We start from the raw sequence: 12,460 nt of genomic DNA, 5'->3' as shown, positions 1-12,460 counted from the left end.
TTGTAATGAATTCTTAAAAAGTCATCACCTAAAAGCAAAGTATTGACGAAAGTTTTTAGTCATTCTCTTTATTATCAAGCTATTATGACTAAACATTGGTTATATTAAGGCACTAATCAGTATCGTCGTGTAAGCTTAGTGTAAAGAGGGAGATGATAATGCAAATACAAAGTATAGAGATCTCTGGATTTAGAGGAATTAGAAGGCTTTCGCTTTCATTCGACGAATTAACCACGCTTATTGGAGAAAATACCTGGGGCAAATCGTCCCTTCTCGACGCTTTATCTGTCGCCCTTCCTTCCGAACCAGAGTTATATCAGTTCGAGATGCAAGACTTTCATGTTGATTACGCCATTGCCCATCCTCAAACACAGCATCTACAAATAGTGATAACTTTCATCACATCAGTTAAGGGAGAGGAAAGGGCCGGACGGTACCGCAAACTCAAGCCGATTTGGATTGAAGATGAACAAGGTAACAAAAAGATAATCTACCGAGTCAGTGCCACTCGAGATCTATACAAGATCACCAATCATTGCTGCTTTCTGGACATAGAAGGTAACAAGATGCAACTTCATCACTCTCAAAAGCTTGCGGAGGAACTCGTAAGTTTACATCCTGTCATTCGCATTCGAGATTCTCGTCGATTTGATCATAATAAACCGCTAGGAAGCGATGACGTGATCAATTCGCGGGTAGAGCGTCGCATTGAAAATACATGCCGTCGATTACTCGCAATGCCAGGGCACGTGAACAAGGCTGAAATGAGAAGCAGCCTTAAGTCGATGGAGAATTTGGTCGAGCATTATTTTACATTTACCAATAAAGCAAATCGAGATCCTAGAAAACCACGGGAGAGCTTACTCTTTGCCGCTTCCTCTGTCGGTAACAATAATCTGTTACAGGTTATTGAAGAAACCAAAGATTCTCAAACAAGGTTACTAGTCCTTGTTCTGTTAAATGCTTATTTGCAAGCCAAAGGATCAAGCAACCTGCGACGCTGTGCACGACCTATTCTTGTCATAGAGGACCCAGAAGGACGGCTCCACCCTACCCATTTGTCTCGTGCATGGAACCTATTACAACTCGTTCCTACACAAAAGGTATTGACGACCAATAGTGCTCAGTTACTCGCTGCCGTCCCCCTCCATTCAATTAGACGTTTGATAAGAAAATCCGATAGGACCGTTTCAAAATCAATGTCATCGAAGTTACTAAGCAAAGATGAACTAAGGAAGGTCGGATTCCACATTCGATTCCACCGTCCCAACGCGTTATTTGCTCGGTGTTGGTTGCTAGTAGAAGGTGAAACTGAAGTGTGGTTGTTTAATGAACTGGCAAAACTCTGCGGTTACAATCTCGCCGCTGAAGGTGTGCAAATTGTCGAGTTCGCTCAATCTGGTCTCAAATCGCTAGTTAAAGTAGCCAAAGCGTATGAGATCGATTGGCATGTCGTAACCGATGGTGATGCGGCAGGTAAAAAATATGCGAATACTGTACGTTCTTTATTGGATAACGACTTGGAAAAACATAGGCTGACCGAATTACCAGACAAAGATATCGAACACTATTTATATGCCAATGGATTCGAAGCCTTTTTCAAAGACATGATAAAGGTTCCTCTTGATCATCCAATACCGGCTAATAAGGTGATCTCCCGCGTTCTTAAAAAACATGCTAAGCCTGATATTGCGTTGGCAATAGTGTCGCAGTGTGAAAACAAAGGAGCGGAGTGCATACCTTTACTCATTAGGTGGACATTAAAACGCATCATCATCATGGCCAACGGAAACACATGATGCACATAAAGATTTATATGTAAAAAAGGCACGCAAATTAATCTGCATGCCTCTAATCAAAAAAACTTATATCGTTTGTTATTGGGATGAACGCACCGATTCCACTTGGTTGATAGAGCTATATCCGTGTTTTTTTTTCTCTAGTGTCGTTTTCAACAAAAGACCAGAAGCCTTCATCAAATAACCAAAGATCCCACCAACAATAATAGAGGGAACGACAAGCGCCCAATTACCGTCAGCGGCAAACGTGGCACAGGAACCAATGAACGTACCTGGAATATAGTTCAACCAAGTCTGTTTGGCTTGAATGCACATCATGAAAGCGACTAATCCAGTGACAACGTAACCTACTATCTCCATTGAGATTAGATTGGACGCTTCAATAATGACCAAAGCCCAAAACACACCAGTCATATTGGTCACTAGACTTATGCCCAGTCCTTTTACCCCTTCTTTTGGCGATGCAAAGTAACTTGTGCAACCTAAAAAACCAGCCCATGTTAACAGCCCTAGGCTTATCGACAACCAACCCCATATCCCAGATAAAATGCCAGTTGTAATTGCTATTGCAAGTAATACGCTCATTACTGATCCCGCCAAAAAAGTATTTTTCATTTAGGCATGGATAATAGTTGAACATATCTGTTATTGAGGTGATATAGATCACATATAAATGATACATTTAATTTTACTTACATAATAAATGTGACGCAATCGCATTTTCAACATATTTGGTGAATTACGTATACTAATTACTTAATTAAAACACGCTCGGTTTACCTTTCATCATTCTCAATCCCTCGCGTCTTATACACGTTGCAAGTGGATTGTCTGCCATATCTGCTCGCCAAATAAATGAAAGTGTTCTCTCCATTTCTAACTCAGGTACGTTTAGAGCCACTAAGCTTCCGTTATTTATATGTTTCTCTACGTCTAGATAAGGTAAACACGTTAGATATGGTCCATTAGCGACCAAACTTCGAAGCACTGGCACATGTTCATATTCACGCCATACGTCGAGATCGGCGATGAGATGGTGAATAGAGCTATCAAATATTTTTCTGGTACCGGAGCCTATCTCTCTTAATACCCATTTGGCCTGCTCTAATTGCGCTAAACTGATCGTTTCTCGTTTGGCAAATGGATGATGTGCCGACACGACAACGGTCAAGTGATCTCGGCACCAAGTTTCCTGATGGATTCTGTTGTCATCACAACGTCCTTCAATGATGCCCAAGTCATTCTTGTAACTTAACACGCTTTCAATTACCCCGTCGGTACTCTTCACCTCTAGGTTTATTCTAATCTCAGGAAAATCATTATCAATTGTACTGATGAGCTCTGGTACTAGATGTTCTGCCGGTGTTTGGCTTGCACATAATCCGATTTCACCACTAATTAAATGTTGTTCTACAAAACCAAGCTCTATTTGTTGTGCATCCTGTAACAGCTTTTTTGCCTTTGGACGAAGCCACATTCCCCAATGCGTTAACGCCATTCTTTTTCCCTGACGTTCAAATAGCGGCCTACCTAACATTTTCTCTAGTTGAGCAAGAGACATGCTTGTCGCCGACTGAGTTAGAGAGAGTTTATCCGCCGCTAAACTGACACTGCCGGTGTGTGCAACTGCTTCGAAAACGGCAAGTTGTTTCAATGAATATCGCATTAAATCCACCTAAAAAAACTGTTTCAAAAGAATGATCGTTCGTGTCAATTATTATATATCAATTTCTTTGATTATATTAATAAATATTATCAATTTTACTACTACATACTCCGCCCCTTATTCTTACGTCAACACAGCGCCACGGTGCAATCTACCACTTCGATTTTTATCAAGAATAAAAAGGAACGACATGAAAACAATACAAGGAGGAAGAAATGACTTCACCGCATGACTCGTCAGAAATCAAACATCTTTTTTCACCGAAAGAGATGATGACCCAAGCTGAAAAGTTTGCTTTCAGTAAAACAACGAAAAGCACCAGTATGACACTCAGCCTCGCGATTATGGCTGGCCTGTTTATTGGACTGGCGTTTCTATTCTATATAACGGTTACAACTGGAAGCCAATCTACTGGTTGGGGCATCAGTCGATTTGCAGGTGGCCTAGCTTTTAGCATGGGGCTGATTCTTATTGTCTTAATGGGCGGTGAACTCTTCACCAGTTCTGTTTTATCGAGTATCGCTTGGGCAAACCGTAAGATTAGCTTTAAACGTATGGTGCTCATTTGGGGCAAGGTTTATGTTGGCAACTTTATTGGCGCAGCGATACTACTGTTATTGGTGGTAGCGGCTGGATTGTACCAAATGGACAGTGGTCAATGGGGCTTAAACGCACTAAATATAGCTCAACATAAACTCCACCACACGCCTGTTGAAGCCTTCGCACTCGGTGTTTTGTGTAATCTCCTTGTTTGCTTAGCGATCTGGCTTACGTTTAGTACTCATAGCGCAATGGGGAAAGCTTTTATGGTTATGCTTCCGGTTGCGATGTTTGTCAGCAGTGGTTTTGAACACTGCGTGGCAAATATGTTTATGGTGCCATTAGGCATACTGATTCAATCTACTGCCCCTGATGCTTTTTGGGTTCAAGTAGGGGCAGAAGCTAACCAATACTCCGATCTGACATTTTTCAATTTCGTAACCGCAAACTTAATACCAGTCACGCTTGGAAACATCGTTGGTGGCGCCGTATTAGTGGGCCTAGCTAACTGGTCTATCTACGTACGACCAGAACTAAAATCAACTCAATCAAAATCAATTAAAACTACAGACCTAACAACGTCAATAAGGGAACTTGCTATGAAAACTAACCTAACCGCTATCGATATTATGAATGAAGAATTTTACGCAGTAAAAGCAGACATGCCGACAGAATTAGCTATCGATGCATTAACCGATAGAAATCTCCAAGGTGCACCAGTTGTCAATGTTGAAGGTAAGCTAGTTGGTTTCTTTTCAATCCACGATGTTATGGTCGACTTATGGTGCCAAGATTATTTGCCCGCAAAAGGACAGAAAGTCGTTGATCTCATGTCTAGAGACGTTATTGCGGTCAATCATGATGAATCATTGGTCAATCTTGTTGAGTTTTTATGTATCGACAAAGAGCAACTCTATCCAACAACAGGAATGGGAATTGCGACACAATTTGCATCGTTGTCTTTAGAAGAGAGAGCGAAAAGCATGAAAATTAATAAGCCACAAACACTGCCAGTGTTGCAAGATGGTCTACTTGTTGGTGTGGTGTCTAGAATGGAAACGATGACTGCATTACGAGCAATTTACGGAGAGAAAATGAATGTTATCGTCAACACCCATGAATTAGAAATAGCCTAATAAAATAAGTAGAGGCCAAGCCTATCAGCTTGGCCTCATTAGATTATTTTTTTACGCCTTCTACGTAAAGTTCCATATCAACCGTTTGTGCCATACCCATCGCTTCAATTCCAAAATCACCTAGTTGCAAAGTTGTTGTACCAACAAATCCAGCACGATAACCGCCCCACGGGTCAGAACCTTCACCTATGAATTCAGCAGAGATTGAAATTGGACTGGTTTTACCATGAAGTGTAAGGTCGCCATTAACTGAAAGCTTGCCATCGCCATTATCTGTTACTGACGAGCTAACAAATTTCGCGTCAGTAAATTTTCCAGCATTAATGAAATCTTTGCTTCGTAGGTGCTTGTCACGTTCCGCATGGTTGGAGTCGAGACTCGTAGTGTCTATATTAACCATGATTTTTGAAGCGGTAACATCTGCAGGGTCGTAAGAAAAAGTGCCATCGAAAGTGTTGAAACGGCCTTTAATAAAGCCATAACCTAAGTGGCTTACTTTAAAGTTGATTGATGCGTGCGCACCGTCAGTATCAATAGCGTAGTCGGCTGCGCTCGCCGTTATAGGCATTGCTACTGCTAATGCTAGTCCCGTTTTTATCAGTAAGTTTTTCATTTTGATGCTCCTATCATTTTTCGTAGCGTATTATCTTTGTTAATAAAGTGGTGCTTAAGTGCTGCAGCCGCATGTAAAGCGGCAAAACCTATGAGGGTGACAGCAGTGTAAAAGTGAATGTCTCCCGAGATATCAGATTGGTCTGCAAATAACTCCCCTAGTCCTGGAATCGTAAACCAATTAAATACTTCAATACCCCGCCCGTCTGACGTAGATATCAGGTATCCAGAGATAAACAGAACAAACATGAGAACATACAAAAGCTGATGTACCGCATGAGCGCCTTTTTTTTCTAGCGCGGAACCTTCTATTACTGGCGTCAAAGTAAACCACTTCCAAATAATCCGAAAAGTCGTTAATACAGCCAACAACAACCCAACTGACTTATGCCAATAGGGAACCGTCTTATACCAACTACTGTAATAGTTGAGTTCAACCATCCATAACCCAGCGGCGAACATACCGAAAATGACCAAAGCGGATAACCAATGCAGCCCTCTCGCTATAGGGTTATAGTTTTTTACTTCTTTAGACATGAGTATTCTCTCGCCACGCTAATCTAAATGCGAATAATTATCTTGTACGGAGTATTTACTGATTAGAGAGAAGAATAAAGCAACGAAATTTGATTGGTCAGTTCAGTTTATTTGAACTGATAGAATATCTACGACCACTTTTCAAGTTAACACCTAAAAGTCACTCTCCTTTTCGATCTGATATAACTCGTCATTAATATCAGCCAGTTTAAGATCAAGAACGTTTTGCGCGTCCCTTACTCCCTGATTATAAAAAGCAGGACCGATTTTTTTTGAGATAAAATCAAGCAGGAAATCGGCATCGAATTGACCGAGTTCAAAATCAAGTTCATCTTCAAAATAGCGCTGCAATGCGTAAATAATCTCTTGTTTCTGTTTGGCACTGAAAGTTATTTCGTTCATAAGTTCACACTTTTATGTTAAAAATCAATTAACTTCGAATAAGTTATATTAGTACATAGCTTTACGTAAAGTGATATATTCTAATATGTTCTGGTATATCACTATTATTAAATTCGGGAGAGGACATTTGCAACGGGATCTCGTCATACGTGCAATACATGACTTTCAGAAAGATTGTCTTAGGCTATGCGAAAATCATTACCCAACGGTACATAATCGCGGAATGAGTGAACATCATCTTGGACGCGCTTTTTCAAGACGCCTCGCCAGCACTTTGGATTCATTTAACCTACCAAACCAATTTGAGCCGATTGATACCACTCGTTCGCCCGATCATCCTCATCACTACAGAATCGCCTCTAGTGCAGGAACCGTTTGGGTAATCACTCATCACCTCGACAGCGCAAATTCTATATGCAAAGAAAAGCTACTTACCGACATAACAGAATGGCAAGCTGAGTATGGATTTGCCATCCAACCCAATGATCTACTCGTCTTATTAGGTGACCATTGGATATCACGGAGTCAGAAAAGTCGTGAGCTATTAGATTGGTGGATGGGCGAATTACCCGATGATTTCACTGCGTATACAGAACAAGGTATTTCTTTGTACAAAAGCGACTCAAAACTTGTGCATGAGCTAGACCAACGGTTTCATATTCGTCCCTGTTACTTAAGGTTCGGGCATCCTTTGGTGCGCTCTACAGATCAACAATTAGTAAGAAAATATATTCAACTCTACGCAATCTTAGAGTGCCAAAAGTGAATCGATGTCCCTTACATTATGCGTTTACCAAAACACGTGTAGAGTCAATTAAGACGTCGATAGGAACAGGTTTCGAGAAATAATAACCTTGGGCATAACCGCAGCCATAAGAGGCAAGAAGATCAGATTGTCGTTTTTCTTCAATTCCTTCCGCTACAACCTTGATTCCAAGTTCATCCGCCATTTGAATCATGGCTTTGCATAGCGCCTGACTATTTGCGTCGTCGACCAAATTTTTCACAAATGATCGATCAATTTTAATAAAGTCGATTTCAATCTGTTGTAGATACGACAGAGAAGAGTATCCCACTCCAAAGTCATCGATAGCAATATCGATACCGACATTTTTCAACAACTTCAATCTATCCTTTACAATTTCATCACTCGTCATCAAAAGGTTTTCAGTAATCTCGAAAGAAATGAGATCGACCTGTCGTTCACATTTTCTACACTCGTTTAACCATGTTTCTATTCGTTTAAAATCGCCTTTAAATTGTGCCGGAGAAACATTGACACTTATCTGTATGTCTTGATTGAAAGTCTTTTGTAAGATAGGAATATGCAAACAAGCATTTCTTAACACCCATTCTCCAATTTCGTTGATTATGCCAAACTCTTCAGCAATGGAGATGAATTCATCGGGAAACACGAGACCTTTCGTTGGATGGTTCCAACGAATTAAAGCTTCGACCTTGGCAATTTCACCCGTTGAAAAATCGACAATAGGCTGAAAATAAAGTTCAAATTGTTCCTCTCTCAATGCCACTTTAAGATCAGCTACTACCGATCTTTTTTCGATTAATCTGTCCATCATCATGTTGTCAAAATATCGGTAGCAATTCCTTCCTTCATATTTTGCTTCATACATTGCCAGATCCGCACACTTTAAGATGGTTTCTACATCGATTGCATTTATTGGAAATATCGCAACACCAATGCTCACAGTAACCGAGATCTCTTCGTCCTTAATGATAAATGGTTGGTTTAATTCTCTTTGGACGTTTTTAGCAACAAAGGTACTGTGTTCTCTATCTATCACATCGCCAAGCAGTATCGTAAATTCATCACCGCCCAAACGTACAACAAGGTCACTTGCTCTTACCACCGATCTAAGCCTATCGGCAACCGCGATCAATAGCAAATCACCATAATCATGACCCAAAGTATCATTAACGTCTTTAAAACCATCCAGATCTAAAAATAGTATTGAAAAGCCAATTGACTCATTGGCTTCATATTTAATCAGATAGTTTCGGAGCTCTTCATTAAGATACCGTCTATTAGGCAGATCAGACAAACTGTCATGATAAGCTTGTTTCTGTAGTTTACTATTTGCCGCTTCCAACTCCGTGGTCCTCTGCTTAACCTGAAGTTCTAGGTTGCGGTCCCGCAGCTCAACGTTTTCTAACATAAGATTAAAGCACTGTGTCAACTGACCTATTTCATCCTTTGTCGTTGTTTCAGCCCGCAGAGCATAATTATTTGTTTTCGTTACCTTGGTGGCCACACGAGCGAGATTCAACAAAGGATCAATGATATAGCGGCTAAACACTATCGCTAACGCGAAGCTTATTGCCAGAGTAATGACCGCAATCAATCCAACAAAAAGTGAGTATACTTTGATGTGCTTATTTATCGATTGGTCATTCACCCTTATCACCAAATTGCCATAATTAGTCTCGTCATGAACAAGTGGTTTTGCCACCGTAATATATACCGTATTAGGAACAATACTGTTTAAATGAGGAGATTGAAAACTTACAAATACATCGCTGTCTAATGTGTACACTTTCGCATCAATAATTGTATTATCGGACATCAAAGGCATCAACAGTTCACTTGCGGCAAAGTCATCACGAAACACGACTGCAGCGGTCAAGGTCGGAGCCAATATTTCTGCAATTGAGTCTATCCGGTGCAACTCTTTTTCTCTAGAATTACTCTTTTCGTACTTAATAATAGTGATTGCGGTACTTAATACGGAAAAAAGCGCAACAACCATAAATAAAGCGACAAGCTTTACTTGAATAGTCCGGAATCTAGGAACAATATTTCTCATTGTTTACGCCTCCCTTCGACAACACGTCCAAGCCTTAATACCTTCGAGCTCATTTTTATACCTGCATCAAGCAACGCATCAGAGTCAACCTCAAAGCGTACTTTCCCACCAGTAATAAATAAATTGATATGGCCACCTGATGGAACAAAGGCTTTCATTTCCCCCACTAACATGGTTTTTTTCAGGCTTTCATTTCTGGTTACTTTTTCAATCAGGTCGACATTTCTTTCTGTCAGGAAAAAACTATTACATGAATCATCTGGCATCCCTTCTCTTGATACTAAATGAACCTCAACTTGACGGTTTTTAACCTTTTGACCAATAAGTGTTTTTGATGCGGTTAGGACGAAATCTGGATTATAACTACAAATAATATAATTGTTTCTGAGATTTGGATTAAACCAATTGCCCTCACTGTATCGGGCAAAGTTAAAGATAAAACCAGCTTTGACCGCATATTCTCTTTCACTTGCATACGACAAATTGACCGACATTAACGTCAGCCCTATAAGAACGAGATGAAACAGCCTTAATAAGATAACTATCCGCCTCTATTTAGAAATTGGCCGTAATTCGAGCAACAAGTGATTGCTCAATATAGGTAGGCACCGTATAAGTTTCATCTGTATTTTTGTACTCTACATGCTTACCAGCAAGCAAATTGTTGCCCGTCAACGTAAACGCTATTGTTGGGTTAAATAACCATGACCAACTTAAGTCAAGAGAACCATAATCGGATGTTTCATACGCGGCACCGGACTCAATTCGATATAAGGCAAAAAGGTAATGATTGCGGTTAATCGACACACTAGACTTTAAGAACAATTGTGACAAATCGGAAGACTGACCAACTGCGGTTCTCGTTGAATCAGCTAGTTGATACTCGTATGAGGTAAAGTTGTAACCTATTTCTGCTTTGAATTCATCGTTTGGCTGCCAGCCTAACACGAACTCCGAGCCGTTGGTCTTTAGTTCTGCATTCGACACAAAATTATAGTCAATCGTCGTATTTTGTAGGGCAATAGCGATCGCAATAGGGTCGTTGAGTGCGATAACTTCTTCTATTGTAAGTGGATTAAAGGTTGCTTCAAGCGCTAGCGCGTTTTTTGATTTGGTTTGGAAAAAGGTAACATCAAAATTCCAATGATGCCTTAGGTATCGATAACCCAACTCACCTGAAATCGTCGTTTCAGCGTCTATATCTTCGCTACCGTTTAAAGATAAAGGGATATAAAGATTGTCTATACCAGGATTACCTGTCGCAACTTGGTCACCTATTCGTTTACCAGATAACACTGTCTTGCCATTTTGCTCTAATAAAGATGGAACCCTGATAGCTTGCGATATCGTTGACCACATTACATGATTATCGGTTGGCTTCCACATTAACCTAGCAATGGGTTGGTGTTCCCAACCAGTAAAATCATTGTGCTCGGAACGATTACCAAGTGAGACATTCAACTCTCGTGGAATAAGGTCAATCTGTATCTGAACAAATCCACCATATTGGGCAATAGAGTTAATATCTTTGACTGCCTGCATATAGTCAGTGTCTTTGCTGTCTATTTGAGTGTGTCTATAGTTCAAACCCCAATCAAATTGAATATCGTTAATAATAGTATTCATTTGATAGTCTACATCGACAATACCAAAACGTTCGTTGTGGAAGACTGAGTCTGCTGACAGGTTGGAATAGGAAGCTTGAATCATTTGACTTGAGATGACATCTATACGGTGCTCCAGACGCGTCATTAACTTAACATCTTCTCGCTTAAATTCGGACGTAAGTTGACTCGTTTCAAACGTCGTCAAATCAGATAATGAGACCGTTTGACCGTTATCAATTTTTGTATAATCCCCTTGCAACATAAGTGAAAGGTCATCGCTTAGGATTAAGTCCGAGCGCAACCCAAATGAAGAGGTTTCTCCTTCATCACTAGAACGTCCTTTATAAGAAGAGTCTGAACGTTCAGTCTCTCGACTCGATGCATAGACTCGATAAGCACCATATTCACCTAAGTCAGAGCCGAATCGTCCCGTTACTTGATGGTTTAATTGCGAACCAGTTTCTACCTGAACCTTTGTGGCGCGTGTATCCTCAGAATGCATAGTGATAATATTAATTACACCATTTGTCGCATTACTTCCCCATAATAAGCCTGACTGACCACGTATGACCTCTATTCTTTCAATGTCAAAAATTGGAACATTTATACTTTCCCAATCAACACCAGCGAAACCGGGATTATGAATGCTCTGGCCATCAATCATTACAAGTAGTTTACTTGAATATTTCCCTGCCGGTGCTCTAGACGTTATTGCCCAAACATTATTGTCGATTTTTCTTACCTGCAATCCAGGTACTAATGTCAATGCTTGAGGGATTGAAGTAACACCAGATTTAACCAGTTCTTCGTTAGATAATACATATATAGACGCAGCGGTTTCAGATGTAGATTGTAAACGTTTCATCGCAGCATTCGCTTGGACATCGGTTGCCATCAACGTTTCTAATTCTAAACTGGGTAAGAAAGAAGCTTCTTCATTTGCAAAAACAGAACAAGACAAAGCCAAGGGGGCTAAGTAAATAAAACGCATTAAATAATCCTGATATATGTTTGATCTAATATTTTTGGCATCGATAACTATCTATCTTTGACATCGCTAGTTCTCTGCCAAAACAAACTCTTGACACATCAAATGCTTAATGGCTTAAGCTAAAGTATAAGCAACCTAGTTAATGTGATTTGTACCACATTAACTACTCTTACCAGCTGATATGAGTCTATTTAATCTCTTGATTTGTACTCATTGCTTTGCTTATTTGTTAATAAATTGTTTGTAAATATAATTATTTTAATACATTCTTATAAATGAACAAAAAGCCGTATTGACAATATAATTAGCGTGGTTGAGAATAAATTGTCAATAAATAAAATTTGA

The 12,460-nt window shown here is 40.0% G+C and carries 11 protein-coding genes; 3 read left to right on the top strand and 8 right to left on the bottom strand.

What is annotated here, in order from left to right:
* The first annotated feature begins 158 nt into the window (after window positions 1-158).
* Entirely contained in the window at window positions 159-1,799 is a 1,641-nt protein-coding gene (locus L3V77_RS17620; protein WP_275137568.1) for a DUF2813 domain-containing protein, read from the top strand.
* Between the two features lie 78 nt (window positions 1,800-1,877).
* Here the strand turns inward: L3V77_RS17620 and L3V77_RS17615 are convergent, their stop codons facing one another.
* Entirely contained in the window at window positions 1,878-2,384 is a 507-nt protein-coding gene (locus L3V77_RS17615) for a DUF1097 domain-containing protein (RefSeq protein WP_275137567.1), read from the bottom strand.
* A 175-nt stretch (window positions 2,385-2,559) separates the two neighbouring features.
* Window positions 2,560-3,465: a LysR substrate-binding domain-containing protein gene (locus L3V77_RS17610; RefSeq protein ID WP_195706387.1), complete on the bottom strand. Its 906-nt coding sequence runs from the start codon at window positions 3,463-3,465 to the stop codon at window positions 2,560-2,562.
* A 215-nt stretch (window positions 3,466-3,680) separates the two neighbouring features.
* Here L3V77_RS17610 and focA point away from each other — a divergent pair, with 215 nt between their 5' ends.
* Entirely contained in the window at window positions 3,681-5,141 is a 1,461-nt protein-coding gene (gene focA / locus L3V77_RS17605) for a formate transporter FocA (RefSeq protein WP_275137566.1), read from the top strand.
* A 43-nt stretch (window positions 5,142-5,184) separates the two neighbouring features.
* Here focA and L3V77_RS17600 read toward each other — a convergent pair whose 3' ends face one another.
* The 3 genes from L3V77_RS17600 to L3V77_RS17590 form a co-directional block, all read right to left on the bottom strand.
* Window positions 5,185-5,754, bottom strand: coding sequence for a YceI family protein (locus L3V77_RS17600; RefSeq protein ID WP_275137565.1), 570 nt, complete (start codon window positions 5,752-5,754; stop codon window positions 5,185-5,187).
* Window positions 5,751-6,290 (bottom strand): cytochrome b, encoded by a 540-nt coding sequence (locus L3V77_RS17595; RefSeq protein ID WP_275137564.1) that lies wholly within the window; start codon window positions 6,288-6,290, stop codon window positions 5,751-5,753. Before L3V77_RS17595 ends, L3V77_RS17600 begins: the two co-directional genes overlap by 4 nt.
* A gap of 153 nt (window positions 6,291-6,443) precedes the next feature.
* Window positions 6,444-6,692: a DUF2164 domain-containing protein gene (locus tag L3V77_RS17590; protein WP_275137563.1), complete on the bottom strand. Its 249-nt coding sequence runs from the start codon at window positions 6,690-6,692 to the stop codon at window positions 6,444-6,446.
* 127 nt (window positions 6,693-6,819) lie between these two features.
* On the opposite strand from L3V77_RS17590, the gene L3V77_RS17585 reads away from it, so the two are divergent.
* Entirely contained in the window at window positions 6,820-7,458 is a 639-nt protein-coding gene (locus L3V77_RS17585; protein ID WP_275137562.1) for a hypothetical protein, read from the top strand.
* Between the two features lie 16 nt (window positions 7,459-7,474).
* Here the strand turns inward: L3V77_RS17585 and L3V77_RS17580 are convergent, their stop codons facing one another.
* The 3 genes from L3V77_RS17580 to L3V77_RS17570 form a co-directional block, all read right to left on the bottom strand.
* A complete protein-coding gene (locus L3V77_RS17580; protein ID WP_275137561.1) occupies window positions 7,475-9,517 on the bottom strand; it encodes an EAL domain-containing protein in 2,043 nt (680 codons plus the stop codon).
* Window positions 9,514-10,011: a YfiR family protein gene (locus tag L3V77_RS17575; protein ID WP_275137560.1), complete on the bottom strand. Its 498-nt coding sequence runs from the start codon at window positions 10,009-10,011 to the stop codon at window positions 9,514-9,516. The genes L3V77_RS17580 and L3V77_RS17575 overlap by 4 nt, the downstream gene beginning before the upstream one ends.
* Window positions 10,012-10,072: 61 nt before the next feature.
* A complete protein-coding gene (locus L3V77_RS17570; RefSeq protein WP_275137559.1) occupies window positions 10,073-12,115 on the bottom strand; it encodes a TonB-dependent receptor in 2,043 nt (680 codons plus the stop codon).
* Between the last annotated feature and the right edge of the window lie 345 nt (window positions 12,116-12,460).

Source organism: Vibrio sp. DW001, from assembly GCF_029016285.1.
Taxonomy (GTDB): Bacteria; Pseudomonadota; Gammaproteobacteria; order Enterobacterales; family Vibrionaceae; genus Vibrio.
This window is presented reverse-complemented; position numbering and strand designations above follow the sequence as displayed.

Coding starts and splice junctions, on each gene's coding strand:
- L3V77_RS17620 (WP_275137568.1), top strand. CDS start 159: ATGCAAATACAAAGTATAGAGATCTCTGGATTTAGAGGAATTAGAAGG.
- L3V77_RS17615 (WP_275137567.1), bottom strand. CDS start 2,384: ATGAGCGTATTACTTGCAATAGCAATTACAACTGGCATTTTATCTGGG.
- L3V77_RS17610 (WP_195706387.1), bottom strand. CDS start 3,465: ATGCGATATTCATTGAAACAACTTGCCGTTTTCGAAGCAGTTGCACAC.
- focA (WP_275137566.1), top strand. CDS start 3,681: ATGACTTCACCGCATGACTCGTCAGAAATCAAACATCTTTTTTCACCG.
- L3V77_RS17600 (WP_275137565.1), bottom strand. CDS start 5,754: ATGAAAAACTTACTGATAAAAACGGGACTAGCATTAGCAGTAGCAATG.
- L3V77_RS17595 (WP_275137564.1), bottom strand. CDS start 6,290: ATGTCTAAAGAAGTAAAAAACTATAACCCTATAGCGAGAGGGCTGCAT.
- L3V77_RS17590 (WP_275137563.1), bottom strand. CDS start 6,692: ATGAACGAAATAACTTTCAGTGCCAAACAGAAACAAGAGATTATTTAC.
- L3V77_RS17580 (WP_275137561.1), bottom strand. CDS start 9,517: ATGAGAAATATTGTTCCTAGATTCCGGACTATTCAAGTAAAGCTTGTC.
- L3V77_RS17575 (WP_275137560.1), bottom strand. CDS start 10,011: ATGTCGGTCAATTTGTCGTATGCAAGTGAAAGAGAATATGCGGTCAAA.
- L3V77_RS17570 (WP_275137559.1), bottom strand. CDS start 12,115: ATGCGTTTTATTTACTTAGCCCCCTTGGCTTTGTCTTGTTCTGTTTTT.